Source organism: Streptomyces sp. NBC_00370, assembly GCF_036084755.1.
In the GTDB taxonomy this organism is placed as follows: Bacteria; Actinomycetota; Actinomycetes; order Streptomycetales; family Streptomycetaceae; genus Streptomyces.
The window spans coordinates 8,516,411-8,537,844 of sequence record NZ_CP107968.1 but is presented as its reverse complement, the minus strand read 5'-3'; the positions used below and the strand labels follow the sequence as shown (position 1 = coordinate 8,537,844).

Sequence of the window (21,434 nt, the reverse complement as noted above, 5' to 3'; positions counted from 1 at the left end):
ACCCGCTGCCCAAGCAGCCCTTCACAGGAACGATGGTCACGACTCGGTTCGTCAGGCCACCTTGACGCCGGATCCGAGGGTCCACTTCTGGTTGGCGCCTCCGGTGCAGTTCCACAACTCCAGGCCGGCGCCGTTGGGGTTGGTGGCCCCGGTGACGTCAAGGCAGAGCCCGGACTGAACGCCGGTGATCGTGCCGTTGGAGTTGACGTTCCACTGCTGGTTGGCGCCGCCGTTGCAGTCGTAGATCTCCACGTGCGTACCGGCGGTGGTAGCGCCGCCATGGGCGTCGAAGCACTTGCCCAGCACCTTCAGCGTCTTGGCCGAGGAGCTGTAGGTGATCTTCTGGTTGGCGCCGCCGTTGCAGTCCCACACGTCCAGCTGAGTGCCGTTCACAGGGGTGCTGTTCGGGTCGTCGGCGCAGCGGCCGGAGAGGCCACTGGTCAGGTTGCCGCCGACCGGAGTCGAGGAGCCGGACGGGGTCACCTTGAACAACGCGGACTCGTGCGGGGCCAGACTCCGGCTGACGGAGTTGGTGAGAGTCTCGTTCGACTTGCCCCAAAGGTTGCGCACCGTGGCGGAACCGCTGAACCCGAGGTCGGAGAAGTTGGCCGTCACCGTCTCGTTGCCGGCCCGGTCGGAACGGTTGAACAACGCCACCGTGTAGCTGCCGTCCGGATTCTTCTGCTTCGTGGCCCACACCTGCAGATCGTTGTTGTTCGAAATCTGGCTGGCCACCACGGAGTCGGTCTGGTTGACGTTGGTTACCTCGGCGTTCTTCAGCATGTTGAGGTCACCGGCGTCCAGGTTGGTCAGGTCGCTCCCCAGCATCATCACCGACCGCGTGATCGCCCACAGAGTGATCACGCTCTGCCGCTCGTTCACGGTCAGACCATTGTGGTCACCGTTGCCGACCTCAATCGAGTCCGGGTCGTTCCAGCCACCCGGACCGGCGTACTGCCCCCACTGAGCCAGGTTCGCCCAACGCGGCCCGACGTTGCTCCAGGTGGTGAGGGTCGAGCAGTAGCACTCGATGTCACCGCCCGTCCGCCAGCTGTTGGAGTACTGCTGCCAGGTCTTGATGTTGTTGATGTCCAGGGTGTTCGACAGGCCGTAGTGGATGGTGCGGCCCGTCTGGTTCAGCGCCTTCGACCAGGCGATGACGTCGTTCTGGTCGCTGGTGTGCACGCCGTCGATCTTGATGTAGTCGACCCCGTAGGAGGCGAACAGGTTCGCCCACGAGTTCACGAACGCCTGCGCCGCGGTGGGGTTCTTGTTGTAGTCGATGAAGTACATGACATTGCCGAACCCGCCGTAGTTCGACTCGAAGGTCGACGTGCTCGAGACGATGTCCCGTGCGTGGTACGACGTGCCCTCGATCGGGGTGTTCTGGTTGTACGCCGCCACTGGGATACCCGGCGTCACGTACATGCCGAACTTCTCACCCAGGCCGTGGATGAAGTCGCCCAGGTTCTTCATACCGTCCGGGAACTTGCCGGTGTCGACGACCCAGCGACCGTACTGATCGACGGTGGTGCCGGGGTTCTTGATGTAGTAGTCGTCCAGGTTGATGTACTTGTAACCCGCAGACATCAGGCCCGAGTCGTGCATCGCCTGAGCCTGGGCCTTGATCTTGGCCTCGGTCGGGTTGTTTCTGACGAAGCTCCAGCTGCTCCACCCCATCGGCGGCGTCCGCGACGCACCGTTGTCCTGGGCTTGTGCGGGCGTCGAGCCCGCCAGGGTGGATATGAACAGCGACGATGCCAGGGCAACCGTCGCGACGAGCGCGCGCTTGTACATGACTCTCCTTCGAGTCGATTCAGCACGTCAGGAGTCTCATACTGTTCTGTATTGAGCCCTAGTGTTCGATCAGGTGTCAATACATCCACCAAAGTGGACTCGATCGGACAGATTAATTCAGTTCCGGACTGACGTGGCGTCTGTAGTTCGTTGATTGGTGGGTCGTCGTTCTGGTCAAGTCGTTGCTGTGGCGGTGATGTTGTTCCAGCGGCGGTGGGCTTGGGCGGCCTGGTGTTGGTGGTGGCGCCAGGCGGACCAGAGCAGGACGTGGTCGCGTCGCGGACGGGGCAGGGCGGTGATCCGGAGCAACCGCAGGACCTGGCGGACGCTGGGCGGGATGAGCCGGTGGCCCGAGGGTGCCGCGGTGGTGGTGCGGGCGCGCGTGACGGCGAGGACGCTGGTGGCGAGCATGCTGATCAGGGTCCAGCGCATCCAGGTCGGGCGGCGGCCGGACAAGATGGTGTTGCGAACGCGGGTGCGGGCAGCGACTGCGGTCTGTCGGCGCGGCCAGAGTTCGGCACGGGTGCAGAGCCAATATGTACGCGAGCTGCGTGACGTCGCCGTGGGCGGCCTCGGTGTCGTGATCACATTCGGCGGCACCAAGGTGACGGCATCGAGTGACGGCCCGTGGGGCCGGAGTTGTGGCGTTGCCCGGGCCGGCCGTAATGGGGCGCGACCGACCCGGTGCTCTACGCAGCGCCGCTCAGTCTGAGCAGGTGATGGTGGGCATTGCCAAGTCTCCGTGGTCGTAGGCGTTGCCGTCGCCGACGACCAGGTCGCGAGTCTGCACGCCGCTGAGGTCGGCGGTGAGCTGCTTGGCGGGGTCGCCGCCCTTGATCGTCTTCGTGGCCGCGAGCGTCTTGCCGTCGCCGAGCACGCTGAAGTCATGGTGCCGGAGTTGCCCGCGTCGTCGTCATTGCCGACCTTCGAGGTGAACTTGGAGCAGTTGCCGCCGAGGTAGATGGTGACGTCGCTGATCGAGTTCGTGCCCAGGCCCTTGGATTGCACGGTCCCGTCGATGGTGAGCGGCGTGCCGTCGTCGGCGTTGGTACCGCCCACGGCCTGGTCGCGCTCGACCGAACCCCAGCCATTGGTGGATGACAGGAAGTCGAGGTCGCTGACGTCGCTGGTCCCGGTCGCCGGAGGCGGATTGGTGACCGTCACCTGGGCGTCTTGCCGCAGCCACTGAGCCACGCCGCCCTGGGCGAAGGTGCCGTCGTCATGGCGCTGTTCGCGCTCACCGCCCACAACAAGGCCCCCTCCGCCGTCAGCCAACCGCTGGAGCGCATCTCGGTCGAGATGGTACGTCTGCTGGTCGAGGTCGTCGAAGGCGGCGAACTCGCCGCGATCACGCTGCCGACGTCACTGGTGCTTCGCGCAAGCGCCTGACGGACGCGTCGAGGATGCGGTCGTTCTCGGTCGCAGCGTCCGCGAGACGCCCCTGCGTGGCTGGGAGTTGGGAGCTTCCACAGGGCCCGGTCTCTCAGCACGCAAGGGAGTTCTCGGCACACTGTGTGCCCATCCCCCACCTGACGTACCGGTTGAACCTCGCGCAGACGGCTCCGCCTTGTCAGACCTGGACGAACTTCCACTGCTGCGGGGTACCACCGTTGGCGGTCCATTGGGTGACGGCGGTGCCCTGCGCGGTGGTGTTGCCGTTGTCCAGCACTTTGCCACTCTGGCGGCAGGTGAGTTTGTAGTTGCCGCCGCCGGTACTGGTGATGGCCCACTGCTGTTGAGGGCCGCCGTTGTCGGTCCACTGGATGACGGCGGCGCCGTCATTATTGCTGTTGCCGTTGTCGAGCGCTTTGCCGCTGTACTGGCTGACGAGCTTGTAGTAGCCCCCGCCGACGCTGGTGACCTTCCAGCGTTGTTGTGTTCCGCCGCTGCTGGTCCACTGCAACGCGGGCGCGCCGTCTGCGCCGGCGCTGCCGTTGTCCAGGGCTTCGCCGCTGCGGGCGCAGATCAGCTGGTAGGTCGCTCCGGACACGATGGAGGACGATGAGGAGCCGGGTTGGGCGGCCGGGGTGACCGCCTGCATGATCACCGCGCCGATGGATTCGACCGCCCGGGTGTCGTCGCGCGGCGTCTGCGCGTCCCAGCGGTTCCAGGTCAGGTTCAGATCAGTGCGCCGTACGTTCCATGCCGCGTCCGCGTTGCGCTTCATGAAGTCGTAGTACTGACCCCACAGGTTGTTCTGGCTGACGAACTCGCCCATGCCCCGGGCGAATTCGGACTGCCAGGTTCCTTCCCGCTGCCCGTTGGTCATGATCCCGTTGGAGGTCCTGCTCCGGATGACCCAGTCGACGGTCCGCTTGGCGTCGTCGAACAGGCTTCCTCCGCCCTGGTTGCGGTAGATCGCCTGGGCCGCGCTGACGAAGGCGCCGGCCGAGTAGACGGTCTCCCCGCTGTCAAGGTTTCCGTTGGCCTGTATCTTCTCGTGCACGGCGCCGGTCGAGCGGTCCAGCAGCGTGTTCCACGTCCAGTCGTAGATCGCCCGGGCCTTGGTCAGATACGAGCTGTCACCGTTCGACTCGTAGATCAGACAGCCGAGGATGACCGCCGGGCCGTTGCTCAGAGCGCTCTTCTCGTTCTTGCCGACGCTCCACCAGATGCCTCCGCCCAGGGCGCTGTCCCAGCCACGGTTGTATGCCCGGTCGAAGGCATACTTCGCCTGGTTCAGGTAGGTCTGGTTGCCGGTGACCCGGTAGCCGCGCGCGAAGGCCAGTCCGGCCCAGAGCATGTCGTCGTTGTAGTCGTTCCAGTTCCAGTCGTACAGCCCGCCCCCGCCTTGGTTCTGCTGCAGGAACGTGTCGAGCAGTCCCCCGACCAGCGTTCGGGTGTCGGTGGTCGGGTTGCTGTCGTACACGTCCTCCACTGCTTGGATGTCCAGTGCCTGACGCCAGAAATAGTCCTTCTCGGCGTTGTTGAGAGACGTCTTGTAGTACCGCTGGTTGCCGTTGGAGATAAGAAAGGCGTTGTTCAGCGCGGTGAAGGCTGCGTTGGCGTTGTCGGTTCCCAGCGTGGCGCTGGGTGCCACTGCCGAGGTGCGCTCCCTTGCCTTGGCGAAACCTGGTGCGGCTGTCGCACCGACCACGGCGATTCCGGTCGCCGTCGCGGCCGTGAGGAATGTTCTGCGTCCGATCATGTGCGTTCTCCTTGGTGAGTACGCGGGTGGGTTCGGAGCTGTGCTGTCCGGGGCCAGGTCTGGTTGACGCCACCGTTGCAGTGCCACAGCTCGGTCCACGTGCCTTGGCTCTGCGCGGCGTTGGGACCGGAAGCGGCCGGGGCCGGTCGGCTGCGCCGCCGCGGTTTCAACCTCCGGGCCCGGGCCGTCGAGTCGGCGACTGGGGGCAGCACGGGCACAGGCGTCGTTGCAGCACATACCTTCTCCAGCGGGGGAGGACAGCTTCGCGAGAGCTCCAAGCCAGGGAGCCGACGGTCACCGTTCCGGAGACTGGGCGACAGTGTGTGGTCCTGTTTGTTTCTGCGTCAAGACTCGCGCCGAAAGAAACAAGTATCAACGATATAAAATGCGTCATACATGAGATCAGGCTCGAAGAGCCTTGTCCGGCGCACCGATCCACGCCGCGTCAGCTCTGCGATCCCTCGTTCCAGCGCGCCAAGGCCACTCAGTCGGCCGGGCGAGCCAGCGGCGCGGCGGGTCAGGACTTTCGGTATCGGCGGCCTACAGGTCGATGACCTGTGATGTCACTGTGATCGGAAACTGTGTGAACTTGTTTCTTTGTCACGGAGGTTGACCTCAAAAGAAACACGACAGCACACTGTGCCCCATCCTCCTGACAGTACGTAGCGTCCCCCCTCAGCTGAACGCGCGCTTCCTTCCATCCCCTACGCTCCGAAGGCTGCCGACATGCAAAGACTTGTGAGATTAGCCCCGTTGTGGGTCTTGGCGCTGCTGGCCGCGGTGCTGGCGGTGAGCAGTACGCCGGCACAGGCCGCGACCACGTCCATCACGGTGGACGGCTCGCAGGGTGGCCGGACCTTCGACGGGATCGGAGCGATCAGCGGCGGCGGCGGCAACTCCCGTCTGCTGACGGACTATCCGGCCGCCCAGCAGTCGCAGATCCTGGACTACATGTTCAAGCCCGGCTACGGGGCGAGCCTGCAGTCGCTGAAGATCGAGATCGGCGGCGACGCCAACTCCACCGACGGCTCCGAGCCCTCCATCGAGCACTCCCGTGGCACGGTCAACTGCAACGCCGGCTACGAGTTCTGGCTCGCCGAGCAGGCCAAGGCCCGCAACCCCGACATCGCGCTCTACGGCCTGGCATGGACCGCGCCCGGCTGGATCAACGGCGGCTTCTGGTCCACCGACACCATCAACTACATCGTGTCGTGGCTGGGCTGCGCCAAACAGCACGGCCTGAGCATCAAGTACCTCGGTGGCTGGAACGAACGCGGCCAGGACGCCAACTGGTACATCCAACTGCGCTCCGCCCTGAACAGCGCCGGCTACAACAGCGTACAGATCGTCGCCAACGACAACGGCTGGGACGTCGCCGACGAGATGGCCGGCAATGCCGCCTTCAACAACGCCGTCTCCATCATCGGGACCCACTACACCTGCGGTTACGGCAACGACAACATCGCCCAGACCTGCTCCTCGACCGCCACCGCCCGCAACAACGGCAAGCCGCTGTGGGACTCCGAGGGCGGATCCAACGACATGAACAGCGGCGCCCCCGCACTGATCCGCTCGATCACCCGCGGCTACACCGACGCCCGCCTGACCAGCTACTACAACTGGCCGCTCATCGCCGCGATCACGCCCAACATGCCTTACTCCACCGTCGGCCTGGCCACCGCCGGCTCCCCCTGGTCCGGCAACTACACCATCGGCGCCAGCACCTGGGCGACCGCGCAGGTCACCCAGTTCACCAAACCCGGATGGAAGTTCATCGACTCCGCCTCCGGCTACCTCGGAGGCTCGGAGAACAACGGCAGCTTCGTGACGATCAAGTCAAACACCAGCTCGGACTACTCCACGATCCTGGAGACCACGACCTCCGGCTCGTCGCAGACCGTCAACGTCCACGTCCAGGGCGGGCTGTCCACCGGCACGGTGCACGTGTGGGCCACCAAGCTCAACTCGCCCAGCAACGCGACGTCGTTCCTCCACACCCAGGACATCACGCCGAACAACGGCTCGTACTCCCTGACGATGCAGCCGGGCTACGCCTACACCGTCAGCACTCTGAACGGTGCGGGCAAGGGCACCGCGACCGCGCCGGCCGCGCACTCCCTCGCGCTGCCCTACTCCGACAACTTCGACGGCTACGGCAACGGCACCGAGGCGAAGTACCTGTCCGACATGCAGGGCTCCTACGAAGTCCAGCCCTGCACCGGCCGCAGCGGCAAGTGCGTGCAGCAGATGGCCCCGGTCAAGCCGATCGAGTGGCAGGACGACTCCGACGCCTACTCGCTGATCGGCGACCCGACCTGGTCGAACTACACCGTCAGCGCCGACGTCCTTCTGCGCAGCGCAGGCACCACCGAACTGCTGGGGAGGGCCAACACCCAACTGCGCCCTCAGTCCCACATGAACGCGTACTACCTGCGCATCCGCAACACCGGGCAGTGGTGGATCGAGAAGATGCAGACCGACGGGTCCAACCACACCCTGGCCACCGGCACCACCACGGCACTGGGCACCGGCACTTGGCACAACCTGTCCTTCGCCTTCCAGGGCTCCCAGATCACCGCCAAGGTCGACGGCAGGCAGATCGGCTCGGTCACCGACGCCTCCTTCCAGAGCGGCCAGGCCGGTCTCGGCATCCAGGGCTACCGCACCGACCAGTTCGACAACCTCTCCATCACCCCGGGCTCAGGCACTGGAGGCGGTACCGCAACCGGACCGGTCACCTCCGCCCTGAACACCGGCAAGTGCCTGGACGACTACACCGGTTCGACCACCGCCGGCGCCGTCGTGGACGTGTGGGACTGCAACGGATCAGGCGCCCAGCAGTGGACCATCGGCAACGGCTCCGTGAAGAACGGCGGGCTGTGCCTGGACGTGGTCGGGGGTGCCACGGCCAACGGCTCCCTGGTTGACCTGTGGACCTGCAACGGCGCCGGCAACCAGCAGTGGAACGTCTCCAACGGCACGCTCGTCAATCCCGCGAGCGGACGCTGCCTGGACATCCCCGCTGCCAACACCACCAACGGCACCCGACTCGCCATCTGGGACTGCAACGGCGGCACCAACCAGAAATGGAACGTGCCCGCAACCTCGTAACACCGGTGGCCGCGTGGCGGGACGCCCCTGTCCCCACACGCGTCCAGATGGACCGGATGAGCCGGTCCGCCGAAATCATCCCCCCACATCGGAGAAGGCAAATATATGAGGTATTACACAGCAGGACTGGTTGCAGCGACGACGGCCGCGCTCGGCCTGGGCGTGGCGCTGCCGGCGGCCGCCGCCGGATCGGCGGCAGCCGCTCCCGCACCGGCGGCCGCCGCGCCTGCGTCTTTGCGGGTGATGCCGCTGGGTGACTCGATCACCTGGGGTCTCGGGAGCCCATCGGGAAACGGTTACCGGGGCTTCCTGTGGAACCAGCTGGCGGCTGAGGGACACACCCTGGACTTCGTCGGCTCCGGCCGTAACGGCCCGATGTCCGACCCGGACAACGAGGGCCACTCCGGTTGGCGAATCGACCAGATCGCCGGCATCGCCGACTCCGTGCTCAGCCAGTACCGGCCGAACGTGGTCACCCTGGAGATCGGTACCAACGACTTGGGGCAGAACTACCAGGTGCCCACCGCCACCAACCGGCTGCACGCGCTGATCGACCAGATCACCGCGGACGCCCCGGACGCGACCGTGCTGGTCGGCACCCTGATCGTGTCGACGAACAGCACCGAGGAGCCCAACCGGCCCGCGTTCAACCAGGCGATCCCCGGCATCGTCCAGGCCGAGCAGTCCGCTGGCAAGCACGTCCGGCTGGTCGACATGAGCGCGCTGACCACAGCAGACCTGTCCGACGGGCTGCACCCCAACGATGGCGGCTACCAGAAGATGGCCACCGCCTTCAACGCCGGGATCCAGGCGGCCGACGCCGCCGGGTGGATACACGCACCAGGGACCTCCCCCGCGGGCCCGGTGCGCTCGGGCGTCGCAGGCAAGTGCCTGGACGTCAACACCGGCAGCAGCGCCAACGGCACCGCTGCACAGATCTGGTCCTGCAACGGCACCAACGCCCAGTCGTGGAGCGCCGGTTCGGACGGCACACTGCGCGCGCTCGGCAAGTGCCTGGACATCGTCGGTGGCGGTACCGCGAACGGCACCAAGGCCGAGATCTGGGACTGCAACGGCGGCGCCAACCAGAAATGGGAGGCGTACAACGGCGGCTACCGCAACCCCGCCTCCGGCCGCTGCCTCGACGACCCCGCCGCCGCCACCACCGACGGCACCCAGGTCCAGATCTGGGACTGCAACGGCGGCACGAACCAGAAGTGGACGGCGCCACAGTCCGCGTAGTCCGCTGCGGTTTCCGCTCCGAGCACAGCACGCGACTGGTGAATCCAGTCGCACGACCCTCATCGATCCGCAAGGAGACTTCCGTGTTCCGCAGACCCCTTCACAGACCGCGCCATCGGCGATGGTCAGCGGCCGCTGTCGCCGCGCTAGCCGCGATCGCGGCCTTGGCGGCCATGCTGACGACCAGCGCGACGCCCGCCTCCGCGGCCACCGGGTCGCACATAACGGGTACGGCGTCGGGCCGGTGCCTGGACGTGATCGGCCAGAGCACGGCGGACGGCGCCGGAATCAACATCTACGACTGCAACTCCCAGACCAACCAGGCCTGGACGCTCACCTCGGCCGGTGAGCTGCGGGTCTACGACAGCCCGAAGTGTCTGGACGTGGCCAAGGGAGCCACCACCCCGGGCGCCACGCTGCAGATCTGGACGTGCAACGGCGGGACCAACCAGCAGTGGAAGGTCAACAGCAACGGGACGATCACCGGGGTGCAGTCCGGGCTGTGCCTGGACGTGGTGGGCGGGGCGACCGCGAACAGCACCCTGGTGGGCCTGTGGACCTGTAACGGCGGCAGCAACCAGCAGTGGAAGACCACGGCGGGCGACACCCAGCCGCCGACCGTGCCGGGCAACCCGCGGGTCAGCAACCTGGTCTGCGACTCGGTGACCTTCGCCTGGAACGCCTCCAGCGACAACACCGGGGTGGCGTTCTACGACGTCTACCACGACGGCCAGCTGATGAAGTCGGTCAGCGGCACGACGCTGTCCACCAGCCTGACGGTTGTCCCCGGGGTCAACTGGGGACTGTACGTCAACGCCCGTGACGCCGCCGGGAACGTCTCCCAGGCCAGTTCCACGGTCGCCATCACCCCGCCGCAGTGCCAGGTCGACACCCAGCCCCCCACCACGCCGGGCAACCTGGCCGGCACGGTGTCGGGCACCACGGTGTCGCTGAGCTGGTCGGCCTCCAGTGACAACGTCGCGGTGAAGTACTACGACGTCTACCGAGGCAGCACCAAGGCCGGCACCGTCACCGCCAACGGCACGACCCCGCCGGCGACGACGTTCATCGACAGCGGCCTGAGCGCGAACACCACCTACCCCTACTACGTGGTGGCCCGTGACGCACAAGCGAATGTCTCCGGCCACAGCAACACGGTCAGCGTGAAGACCGGTGCCGCGTGCGGCAGTGCGGTGTGTGCGGTCACGCAGATCGCCACCGACACCGACATCCCGTGGGGCCTGGCCACGCTGCCCGACGGCACGATCCTGTACACCCGCCGCGACGCCCACGACATCGTCCACCTCAACCCCGCCACCGGGGCGAAGACCACCGTGGGCACCGTCCCCAACGTCGACGAGACCGACGGCGAGGGCGGCCTGCTCGGCCTGGCCGTCTCCCCCACCTACGCCAGCGACCACTGGCTGTACATCATGCACACATCCCCGACCGACAACCGGATCGTGCGGATCAAGCTGGACAACGACAAGCTCACCCTCAGCAGCGAGCAGATCCTGCTCACCGGGATCCTGCGCAACAAGTTCCACAACGGCGGCCGGCTGCGCTTCGGCCCCGACGGGAAGCTCTACGCCTCCACCGGCGACGCGCAGAACGGCGACAACGCGCAGAACAAGAACAGCCTCAACGGCAAGATCCTGCGCCTGAACCCCGACGGCTCCGTGCCCTCGGACAACCCGTTCGGCAACTACGCCTGGAGCTACGGCCACCGCAACCCGCAGGGCCTGGCCTTCGACTCCCAAGGACGACTGTGGGAGCAGGAGTTCGGCAACGCGATCATGGATGAGACCAATCTCATCACCAAGGGCGGCAACTACGGCTGGCCGGCCTGCGAGGGCACCAGCGGCACCTGCGGCACCTCCGGATACATCGCGCCCAAGCGCACCTACGTCACCGCTGACGGCTCCTGCTCCGGCATCTCCGTTGTCCGCGACGTCCTGTACGTGGCCTGCGAACGCGGCACCCGGATGTACCGCGAGGTCATCAGCGGCAGCTCGCTGACCGACGTGCAGACGTACTTCAACGGCACCTACGGCCGGCTGCGCACCGTCGAACCCGCCCCCGACGGGGGCCTGTGGCTCACCACCAGCAACAACGGTGACAAGGACAGCATCCCCAACAACAGCAACGAAAAGCTCTTCCACGTCGCACTCGGCTGATCCAGGGCCCGGCCCAAGGAGGTTCTCGACGACACCCTTGGGCCGGGCGCCCTCCGCACCGCCGAATACCGGGCCGTGCACGCCGCAGGAGTTGAAGTGGCGGCGGATGGCCAACTCTGGAGCTGTGACCTGGCAACGGCCGAGAAGCCGTTGCCCAGTGCCCCTTTCCCCCAGGAGGATTCCGATGGATGTGCAACGACGCAGGTTCCTGGCCCTCGGGGCGACGATGGGACTGTCCGCCGTCGCAGCGACACGAGTCGCCCTACCGGCGTCGGCGAGCGTCGCCGACGGCGCCGCGACGCAGACGATGTACCTGACCGGTACCGACGTCGACAGCACCGTGCCGTGGGACTTCCAGTGCACGGCCGGCCGCAGGAGCGGGGTCTGGGGTACCGTCCCGACGCCGTCGAACTGGGAGTTCTCCGGCTACGGCACGTACAACTACGGCGGGGCGCTGACGCCGGGTGAGAGCGGGAAGTACCGTCACAGCTTCACACCGCCCGCCTCGTGGGCGGGCCGACAGGTGTTCCTGGTCTTCGAGGGTGCGATGACCGACACCTCTGTTCTGCTGAACGGCAAGTCAGCGGGCTCCAGGCACCAGGGAGCCTTCTACCGGTTCCGCTACGACGTCACGTCCCTGATTCTCCTGGGCAAGAGCAACCTGCTTGAGGTCACCGTCGACAAGGATTCCTCGAACAACTCGGTCAACCAGGCCGAACGCGAGGGTGACTACTGGAACTTCGGCGGCATCTTCCGGCCGGTGTACCTGCAGGCGTTCCCCACGGCGCGGGTCGACCGGATCGCGGTGCGGGCCGAGTCCAGCGGGACCTTCGCCGCCGACGTCTACCTGGCGGGGAACGTGGGCAGCGGCAGGGTGACCGCCCAGATCAAGACGCTCGACGGCACGAACGTCGGTGGCAGTGTCTCGACCCCGGTCTCGGCGGGCGCCACCCATGTCACCGTCTCCACGAGCGTGTCGAACCCGAAGCTGTGGACCGCCGAGACCCCGAACCTCTACCAGGCGGAAGTGGTGCTGACCAACTCCTCGGGCGCGCAGGTGCACGGGCTCACCGAGCGGTTCGGCTTCCGGACGGTGCAGGTGCGCAGCGGTGACGGCGTCTACGTCAACGGTGTCCGGGTGCTGTTGAAGGGCGTGACCAGGCACACCTTCTATCCGACCCTGGGGCGTGCCTCCAGCCCGCGTCTGGCGCGGGAGGACATCGCGCTGATGAAGTCGATGAACGTCAACGCGGTCCGGATGTCGCACTATCCGCCGGACGCGTACTTCCTCGATCTCTGTGACGAGCTGGGCCTGTACGTGCTGGACGAGCTGGGCGGGTGGCAGCACAGCTATGACACGGCGGCCGGCACCCCGTTGGTCCAGGCGATGGTCACCCGGGACGTCAACCACCCCTCGATCCTGTTCTGGGACAACGGCAACGAAGGTGGCTGGAACACCGCCCTGGACGGCCTCTTCGGCTCCTGGGACCCGCAGAAACGGGCGGTGCTGCACCCCTGGGCGAACTTCAGCGGCATCGACACCAACCACTACCCGACCTACTCCGCGGTCCAGTCCAAACTGGCCGGCTCGACGGTCTACATGCCCACCGAGTTCCTGCACGGCCTCTACGACGGCGGCGCCGGCGCCGGACTCGACGACTACTGGAACCTGATGTCCACCGCGCGGCACGCGGCCGGCGGGTTCATCTGGTCGCTCATCGACGAGTCGATCCGCCGCGACGACGGCGGCGGCGCGATCGACACCAACGGCAACCGCGGGCCTGACGGCATCGTCGGCCCGTTCCGCGAGAAGGAGGGCAGCTACTTCACCATCAAGGACATCTGGTCACCGGTCCAGCTGACCAGCCGCTCGTACTACGAGACCACCTTCCCCGCCAGTTTCGACGGCACCGTCGGGCTGACGAACCGCTACGCCTTCACCAACACCTCCACGTGCAGGTTCAGCTGGCAGCTGGTCACCTACGCCTCCCCGGGAGGCACCGGGCACACGGTGACGGCGCAGGGCACGTGCGCCAGTCCGAGCATCGCTCCCGGCGGCACCGGGAAGCTCACTCTCGGACTGCCGGCGAACTGGGCGACCGCGGACGCGCTGCGCGTGACGGCAGCCGACGCCTCGGGCGCCGAACTCGCCACCTGGGTCTGGACGATCAAGAAGGCGGCCAACCACGCGGCCCGGATTGTCGTCCCGGTCCCGGGCGCGCCGTCGGTGACCGGGACCCAAAGCGGCGACACGGTCACGATGACCGCGGGCGCCACCTCGGTGCGCATCGCCCGCGCCACCGGAAGACTGACCGGGATCACCAGGGACGGAACCGCGGTGTCGCTGGCCAACGGGCCGGCCCTGTCGGCCGGGTCCTCGACGCTGACCGGCCTGACCCACGCCCAGGACGGCAGCGCCCACACCGTCACCGCCACGTACTCGGGCAATCTGACAACGGTGCGGTGGCGGCTGGACAGCAACGGCTGGCTCCGGCTGGACTACACCTACAACCTCACCGGGACGCACGACTACCTCGGTGTGAACTTCGACTATCCCGAGTCCAAGGTCACCGGCGTGACATGGCTGGGCCGCGGGCCCTACCGAGTCTGGAAGAACCGGCTGCGCGGGGTGACCACCGACGTGTGGACCAAGAACTACAACAACACCGCCACCGGGAAAACCGGCTTTGCCTACCCCGAGTTCAAGGGCTACCACGCCGACCTGTACTGGGGTTCCCTCCACACCACAGAAGGAACGATCACCGTGGTGTCCGCCCAGGAGAACGTCTTCCTGCGGCTGTTCACGCCCTCGCAGCCGTCGGACTCGGGAACCGCCGCCGCGCCCTTCCCTGCGGGGAACATCTCCTTCCTCGACGGAATACCGGCGATCGGCAATAAGTTCCACTCCGCGACCGACGTAGGGCCGGCCGGCCAGCCCAACACCGCGGCGGGGACGTACACCCGCACCCTGTACTTCCGGTTCGAGAGCTGACGGAAACCTTGACCGCCACCCGGCGAAGCTTTAGCGTCGTCGGCACTTCATATATGAGATCTCCTGGGGGCCTGTCCTGTGTCCGATGTGCTTGCTCATTCCAGCCGTTTCCATCCCGGCTTGCTGCCCTCGCGTACCGAGGCGGTGCTGGACGCGGTCAAGCACGGAATCCTGACAGGTGAGTTGAAGCCGGGACAGCCGCTGGTGGAGACCGAACTCGCCGCTCAGCTGGGGGTGTCGAAGACGCCGGTACGCGAGGCGTTGAAGACGCTGGCAGGCACGGGCCTGGTCATCATGAGTCCCTACAAGGGAGCTTCGGTGCGCGAGGTCGACCAGGCCTTGGCGCGCAGCGTGTACGACATGAGGCTGTTGCTGGAGCCGATTGCCGCGGTACGGACCGCGGCAACCGACCACCGGTCCTGGGATGCGGCGGCAGCCGCCCTCGACACCGCGGACCGGGCCGCCGACGCGGCCGAGCGCTCGCTGGCGAACCGGGACTTTCACCGGGCCCTTTACGCGGGCTGCGGAAACCCGCTGCTGGTCAACTCACTGGACGACCTGCGCGACCAAACGGCCCTGGTGTCCAGTGCCGCCTGGGCCGTCCGACCATCCTGGGAGATGGAGGCCCAGGAGCACCGGGCCATCCTGCGCGCCGCGCAGAGCGGGCAGCCGGAACTGGTAGGCGACCTGCTCCGCGACCACATCGGCGCGTTCGTGGCGCGCAACTTCCCCGACCTCAGCGGAGGAGAACCGGCATGACACCGGACACCTCGCGTATGGATGATCTCCGTGCCCGGCTCGCCACCGTGATCGCCATCCCGGTGACACCGTTCAACACGGACGGCAGCGTGGACTGGGACAACCACGCGGCACTGGTCCGTCGGCTGGTCGACCACGGTGTGCAGGTGGTGACCCCCAACGGCAACACCAGCGAGTTCTACGCCCTCAGCCCAGCGGAGGCCCGGCGGGCCGTGGAGTCGGCCGTCGCGGCGGCCGGAGGCCGGGCGGAGGTGATGGCAGGCGTCGGCCTGGACACGGCAGGAGCGGTCGCGGCCGCCCTCCACGCCCGTGACGCCGGAGCAGGCTCCGTCATGGTGCACCAGCCCGTCCACCCCTACCGCTCCGCAGAGGGCTGGATCGACTACCACCGGGCGATCGCCGAGTCGGTGCCGGAACTCGGCGTCGTCCTCTACATCCGCGACGAGCGCGTGAGCGGCGAGCAGATCCGGAGGCTCGCCGACACCTGCGCGAACGTCGTCGGTGTGAAGTACGCCCTCCCTGACTCGGTACGCTTCGCATCCGTGGCGCGGGACGCGGGCCTGGACCGGTTCGCGTGGATAGCCGGGCTGGCCGAGCTGTACGCCCCCGCATACTGGGCGACCGGCGCAGTCGGCTTCACCTCGGGTCTGGTCAACGTCATCCCGCAGCTGTCACTCGCGCTGCTGGAGACACTGCGGGGCGGGGACTACCCGAAAGCCATGAAGGTATGGGAATCGGCGCGGACCTTTGAGGAACTGCGCGCGGCCGACGCGTCCGCCGACAACGTCAGCGTGGTCAAGGAGGCACTGGCGCAACTCGGCCTGAGTACACGGACGGTCCGTCCGCCGTCCCGGCTCCTGCCTGCTGCGGTCCGCGACACCATCGGTGAACTGATCGCGCAGTGGCGGACGGAGGGCCGGCTGTGAACGCGGGAACCGCCGGGAACAGCGAAGCCGATGAGACCGGTGCCTTAGGTGCCGCCGCTGATGTGGCCGGGACCGTGTCGCCAGGGTTGAAGCCGCTGCGCAGCGCGGCCTGGTTCGGCAACGCCGACGACGTCACCGGCGGCGGCCTGCGGGCCTTCAGCCACCGCTCGCGGATGCGGCAGCTCGGCTACCTCCCGGAAGAGCACCTGGGCAAGCCGGTCATCGCGATCCTCAACACCTGGTCCGACATCAATCCCTGTCACATGCACCTGCGGGAACGGGCCGAGCAGGTCAAGCGCGGTGTGTGGCAGGCCGGCGGATTCCCGCTGGAGTTCCCCGTCTCCACTCTCTCGGAGACCTTCCAGAAGCCCACTCCCATGCTGTACCGCAACCTGCTGTCCATGGAGACCGAAGAGCTGCTGCGGTCGTACCCGGTAGACGGCGCGGTGCTGATGGGCGGCTGCGACAAGACCGTGCCCGCGCTGCTCATGGGTGCCGCGAGTGCCGGGCTGCCGGCCCTGGTCGTCCCATCAGGGCCCATGCTGCGCGGCCACCACCGCGGAAAGACCCTGGGCAGCGGCACCGATCTGTGGGCCTACTGGGACGAATACCGGGCCGGTCGCATCGACGAGTGCGAGATGTCGCAGGTGGAGTGCGGTCTGGCGCGTTCACCGGGCCACTGCATGACCATGGGCACCGCGTCCACGATGACCGCTGTCGCCGAGGCCATGGGCATGGCGCTGCCCGGCTCCTCCGCCATTCCCGCAGTGGACTCTGCCCATCACCGAATGGCGGCGGCAGCAGGCCGGCGGATCGTCGGCCTGGTCGAGGAGGACATCACCCCGGCAGCCGTGATGACCCGGGCGGCATTCGAGGACGCCGCCGCGACTGTGCTCGCCCTCGGCGGCTCCACCAATGCGCTGATCCATCTGACAGCCATGGCCGGACGGCTCGGGGTCCCCTTCTCGCTGGCGGACTTCGACGTCATCGGCCGCCGCGTCCCGGTCCTCGCGGACGTCCGCCCGGTGGGCGCACATCTGATGGAGGACTTCTACTACGCCGGCGGACTCCCGTCCCTGCTCCGGCAGTTGAACGAGGTTCCGGGAACGCTGCACCCGGACCGCATCACGGTGGCCGGTCATTCCTTCGGTGAGTACTTCGCGGACGCCGAGATCCACGGGCCCGCCATCCGCAGGCATGACGAGCCCCTCCACGAGGAAGGCGGCCTCGCCGTCCTGCACGGCAATCTCGCCCCGGACGGCGCGGTGATCAAGCACCTTGCGGCCGCCCCCGAGTTGCTGAGCCACACCGGACCCGCGGTTGTCTTCGACTCCTACTCCCAGCTGAGGGAGGGCATTGACGATCCCGCCTTCGCCATCACCCAGGACACCGTCCTGGTGCTGCGCGGCGCAGGCCCCCTCGGCGGGCCGGGCATGCCGGAGTACGGAATGCTCCCCATCCCCGCCTACCTGCTGGAAGAGGGCGTCACCGACCTGGTGCGAATCTCCGACGCCAGGATGAGCGGCACCAGTTACGGCACCTGCGTACTGCACATCGCCCCCGAGTCGCATGCAGGCGGTCCGCTGGCGCTGGTACGCACCGGCGACCTGATCACCCTCGACGTCGAGCGACGCCTGCTTCAACTGAACGTCGAACCGGCCGAGTTGAAACAACGTCGCCTCGCCTGGCTCCCGCCGGAGCCGGTGTCCACCCGCGGCTACGGCGCCCTCTACAACGAGCACGTCACGCAGGCCGACGTGGGCTGCGACTTCGACTTCCTCGCATCACAGGGCCGCAATCCGGTGCCCGACCCACGCTGAACCGGCATACCCGCAACTGCGCACAGCACACCACTCCTTGGCCACCGCACCAGCGAAGGGCTTGATCCGCCATGTCTGAGATCCCCGGAAGGTCCGTCCCCCGCCCCCCTGGTCTCCCGCGTCGCCGGGTGCTGTCCACCCTGGCCGCCGCCGGGGTCGCCGCACCGATCCTGGCGGCCTGCTCCGCCCCGAGCAGCCCCGACGACAGCGGCAACAAGGCTCCCGCGCCCACGTCACTGGCCAGCACCCCCAGCAAGCCGGTCACCCTCAACATCCTGGACGTGGCCGGAAATCTGGCCCTGACCAAGCCGATGATCGAGGCATTCACGTCCGCGCACCCCGAAGTCGTCGGCAAGGTCACCTACAGCACGGGTACGGCGCCGCAGTTGGCGTCCAAGGTGCAGGCGCAACAGCAGGCCGACAACGTGCAGATCCACCTGGTGCTGACCGGCACCGACGGGCTGGCCGCCGGTATACAGAAGGGCCTGTGGTACAACCTCAAGCCGTACTACGACGCCTTCCTCCCTGGCCTGATGGCCAACTACCAGCCAGCTGCTGCCTCGATGACGTCGCTGGCGCAGGACCAGGGCATCGAGCTGGTCTGGTACCCGTCCGGTCCGCTGCTGGAGTACGACCCGAAGAAGGTCACCAGCCCGCCAGCGACGACGGACGCACTGCTGGACTGGGCGAAGGCCAATAAGGGGAAGTTCCAGTACGCCCGCCCTGCCAACTCCGGCCCCGGGCGCACCTTTTTGATGGGTCTGCCCTACCTGCTCGGTGACTCCGACCCGACGGACCCGACCAACGGATGGGCGAAGACGTGGGCGTATCTGACGGAGCTGAACAAGTACGTCGATTCCTACCCGGCCGGGACGACCGACACGATGAAGAACCTCGCAGCGGGAACGGTGCACATGGTCGCTTCCACGACGGGTTGGTATATCAATCCGCGGGCCTTGGGCACAGTGCCGCCAGGGATGAAGGTGTCGAAATTCCAGACCTTCACATGGGTGTGTGACGCCCAGTACGGGGTGATTCCCAAAGGTGTCTCGTCGAACACGCTGACGGCGGTCCTGCGTCTGCTGGCGTGGATGCTCACCCCGGAGCAGCAGGCGTTCGCCTATGACGAGGGCTACTTCTATCCGGGGCCGGCGGTGAAGGACGTGCCGCTGGACAAAGCGCCCGCCGCGTCGCAGAAGGTCGTCGCGCAGTTCGGTGAGCCGCTGTTCGACACGTGGATCAAGCAGTATCCGATCAAGAATTCCTTGCCGGCCACCACCCAGGTCACCGCGTTCGACCTGTGGGACCGCAAGATCGGCTCGTCGAAGTGACCGCGGTGACCCCGACGAATTCCACCGCATCCGGCATCCGGCCCAAGGGCCCGCTCACTGACGATGACCGGATCGGCTCTCAGCTGCGCGAGCTGCACCTGCGGGGCGTGACCCGTGACTACGGGACGCACACCGCGCTGCACCCGCTGGACCTGACCGTGCACGGCGGGGAGTTCGTCGCCCTGCTCGGGCCCTCGGGTTGCGGCAAGACCACCGCGCTGAACTGCCTGGCCGGGCTGCTGCCACTGACCGGGGGTGAGATCACCTTGGACGGGCGGCGCGTGGACACGCTGCCGCCGGAAAAACGCGGATTCGGCATGGTGTTCCAGAACTACGCCCTCTTCCCGCACCTGACCGTGCGGGCGAACATCGCATTCGGCCTGAAGATGCAGAAGATCCCCAAAGCAGACCTAGACCGCCGTGTCGATGCGGTGCTGTCCCTGGTCAGACTGACCGAGCAGGCCCGCAAGCACCCCGGGCAGCTCTCCGGCGGTCAGCAGCAACGGGTCGCGATCGCCCGCGCCATAGTACTGGAACCGCCGCTGGTTCTCATGGACGAGCCGCTGTCCAACCTGGATGCCGCACTGCGCCTGGAGATGCGCAGCGAGATTCGGCGCATCCACCAGGAATTCGGCCTCACCACCCTGTACGTCACCCACGACCAGGAAGAGGCCCTGTCGCTCGCCGACCGCCTGGTCGTCCTCCACGAGGGCCGCGTCAGCCAGATCGGCACGCCCGCCGACCTCTACGAGCACCCCGCCAACCCGCACGTCGCCGCGTTCATGGGCTACCGCAACCTCCTTTACCTGGAGGCGGCGTCCGCAGACTCCCGCGGTGTACTCGCCCGCGGCCGTGGTTTGGAACTACGCGGCACCCCGGTCGGCGACCGCACGCCCGCTGTCGGGGAGCAAGTCGCGGTCGCCGTCCGCCCCGAAGACATCCGCCTCGCCGAAGACGGCGACGAGACCGGAGGCGCCGGCATCGAGGCCGTGGCCGAGATCGTCGAGTACCACGGCCGGCTCTTCCATGTCGAAGCCCTCACCGGCGCGGGCGACCGCATCCACTTCAAGACAGCAGTCCACGCTCACCCGGGCGACACCGTCTCCCTGGCCATCCCCTCCGAGCGGGCCCTGGTCTTCGTTCGCGACCCCGAGGAGTTGCAGGAGGCGACCGGATGAGCGCCGCCGTCCCTCCACCCGTTCCCGCGCCGGACCCACCCGCCCGAACCGCGCTACGACACCGCCTGGCCGAACGCGGCGTCGACCGCACCCTGCTGCTGCTCCTGCCGGGCCTGCTCGCGGTGATCGCCCTGTTCGTCTACCCGTTCCTCTACGGGCTCCAGATATCCTTCCAGCCCGAAAAGGGCGGCTTCTTCGGCTCCTACCACGACTTCTTCACCAACTCCTTCGCTGTCGGCTCCATCAGCATCACCTTCAAACTCGCCATACCCGCCGCGATCATCAACGTCGGCGCCGCCGTGCCGATCTCCTACCGGATGCGGCAGGACTTCCGCGGCAAGCGCCTGCTGCTCGCCCTGCTCGTCGTCCCCATCACGCTCGGCACGGTACTGACCGCCGAAGGCATCCTGGAGTTCTTCGGCCCCGTCGGCTGGTTCAACCAGACCCTGCACGCCCTCCACCTGACCGACTCACCGGTCAAACTCACCTACAACTACTGGGGCGTATTGCTCTCCCTGATCATCAGCGGCTTCCCGTTCGCCTTCTTGCTCACCCACTCCTACCTCTCCGGAATCAACCCGGCTCTGGAGGGCGCCGCCGCCACCCTCGGCGCGGACTGGCGGCAGCGCTTTCGCCACATCACCTTCCCGCTGCTGCTGCCCGGGCTCATGACTACTTTCGTCCTGACCTTCGTCCTGGCCTTCGCGGTGTTCCCCTCCGCGATGATGGTCGGCGATCCCGACGGCAAGACCCACGTCATCTCCGTCGAGGCCTACGAGACCGCCCTGGAGCGGTTCAATTACTCCGAGGGCTCTGCGATCGCCATGGTCATGACTGCCCTGATGCTGGCAGTCATCGGCCTCACGATGGCGCTGCGCTCCCGCCTTTACCGCAGCTCCACAGGAGGCAAGGGATGACCGTCCCCACGATGTCCACATCGCCGGTTGAGGCTC

General features: G+C 67.1%; 14 protein-coding genes and 1 pseudogene. 11 read left to right on the top strand and 4 right to left on the bottom strand.

Going from position 1 to position 21,434, the window contains the following annotated elements; genetic code table 11:
- Nucleotides 1–51: 51 nt before the first annotated feature.
- The 3 genes and pseudogenes from OHS57_RS37415 to OHS57_RS37405 form a co-directional block, all read right to left on the bottom strand.
- Nucleotides 52–1,797, bottom strand: coding sequence for a glycoside hydrolase family 27 protein (locus OHS57_RS37415; protein WP_328584941.1), 1,746 nt, complete (start codon nt 1,795–1,797; stop codon nt 52–54).
- Nucleotides 1,798–1,971: 174 nt separating this feature from the next.
- On the bottom strand, nt 1,972–2,208 hold the full coding sequence (locus tag OHS57_RS37410) for a hypothetical protein (RefSeq protein WP_328584940.1): 237 nt from the start codon (nt 2,206–2,208) through the stop codon (nt 1,972–1,974).
- A 292-nt stretch (nt 2,209–2,500) separates the two neighbouring features.
- Nucleotides 2,501–2,961, bottom strand: a pseudogene (locus OHS57_RS37405) (NPCBM/NEW2 domain-containing protein).
- A gap of 57 nt (nt 2,962–3,018) precedes the next feature.
- Between OHS57_RS37405 and OHS57_RS37400 the strand changes: the two are divergent.
- Nucleotides 3,019–3,186, top strand: a complete 168-nt coding sequence (locus tag OHS57_RS37400) for a hypothetical protein (RefSeq protein ID WP_328584939.1) — start codon at nt 3,019–3,021, stop codon at nt 3,184–3,186.
- 181 nt (nt 3,187–3,367) lie between these two features.
- Here the strand turns inward: OHS57_RS37400 and OHS57_RS37395 are convergent, their stop codons facing one another.
- Nucleotides 3,368–4,945 (bottom strand): RICIN domain-containing protein, encoded by a 1,578-nt coding sequence (locus OHS57_RS37395; RefSeq protein ID WP_328584938.1) that lies wholly within the window; start codon nt 4,943–4,945, stop codon nt 3,368–3,370.
- A 753-nt stretch (nt 4,946–5,698) separates the two neighbouring features.
- On the opposite strand from OHS57_RS37395, the gene OHS57_RS37390 reads away from it, so the two are divergent.
- The 10 genes from OHS57_RS37390 to OHS57_RS37345 all read left to right on the top strand — a co-directional run bounded on the left by OHS57_RS37390 (nt 5,699) and on the right by OHS57_RS37345 (nt 21,398).
- Complete coding sequence (locus tag OHS57_RS37390; protein ID WP_328584937.1) at nt 5,699–8,056, top strand: ricin-type beta-trefoil lectin domain protein; 2,358 nt, start codon at nt 5,699–5,701, stop codon at nt 8,054–8,056.
- Nucleotides 8,057–8,161: 105 nt separating this feature from the next.
- Nucleotides 8,162–9,298: a ricin-type beta-trefoil lectin domain protein gene (locus tag OHS57_RS37385; RefSeq protein ID WP_328584936.1), complete on the top strand. Its 1,137-nt coding sequence runs from the start codon at nt 8,162–8,164 to the stop codon at nt 9,296–9,298.
- A 173-nt stretch (nt 9,299–9,471) separates the two neighbouring features.
- Complete coding sequence (locus tag OHS57_RS37380) at nt 9,472–11,475, top strand: PQQ-dependent sugar dehydrogenase (protein WP_328584935.1); 2,004 nt, start codon at nt 9,472–9,474, stop codon at nt 11,473–11,475.
- Nucleotides 11,476–11,659: 184 nt separating this feature from the next.
- The gene (locus OHS57_RS37375) at nt 11,660–14,467 is read left to right on the top strand and encodes a glycoside hydrolase family 2 TIM barrel-domain containing protein (protein WP_328584934.1); all 2,808 of its coding nucleotides are present in this window, start codon (nt 11,660–11,662) and stop codon (nt 14,465–14,467) included.
- 120 nt (nt 14,468–14,587) lie between these two features.
- A complete protein-coding gene (locus tag OHS57_RS37370; RefSeq protein ID WP_198533564.1) occupies nt 14,588–15,226 on the top strand; it encodes a GntR family transcriptional regulator in 639 nt (212 codons plus the stop codon).
- Nucleotides 15,223–16,152 carry a dihydrodipicolinate synthase family protein gene (locus OHS57_RS37365; RefSeq protein ID WP_443043033.1) on the top strand — a complete coding sequence of 310 codons (930 nt, stop codon included), beginning with the start codon at nt 15,223–15,225 and terminating at the stop codon, nt 16,150–16,152. Before OHS57_RS37370 ends, OHS57_RS37365 begins: the two co-directional genes overlap by 4 nt.
- Before the next feature lie 62 nt (nt 16,153–16,214).
- Nucleotides 16,215–17,972 (top strand): IlvD/Edd family dehydratase, encoded by a 1,758-nt coding sequence (locus OHS57_RS37360; protein WP_443043127.1) that lies wholly within the window; start codon nt 16,215–16,217, stop codon nt 17,970–17,972.
- 128 nt (nt 17,973–18,100) lie between these two features.
- On the top strand, nt 18,101–19,303 hold the full coding sequence (locus tag OHS57_RS37355) for an ABC transporter substrate-binding protein (protein WP_328584933.1): 1,203 nt from the start codon (nt 18,101–18,103) through the stop codon (nt 19,301–19,303).
- 5 nt (nt 19,304–19,308) lie between these two features.
- Entirely contained in the window at nt 19,309–20,481 is a 1,173-nt protein-coding gene (locus OHS57_RS37350) for an ABC transporter ATP-binding protein (RefSeq protein ID WP_328584932.1), read from the top strand.
- Nucleotides 20,478–21,398 (top strand): ABC transporter permease, encoded by a 921-nt coding sequence (locus tag OHS57_RS37345; protein ID WP_042002237.1) that lies wholly within the window; start codon nt 20,478–20,480, stop codon nt 21,396–21,398. The genes OHS57_RS37350 and OHS57_RS37345 overlap by 4 nt, the downstream gene beginning before the upstream one ends.
- Nucleotides 21,399–21,434: the final 36 nt, after the last annotated feature.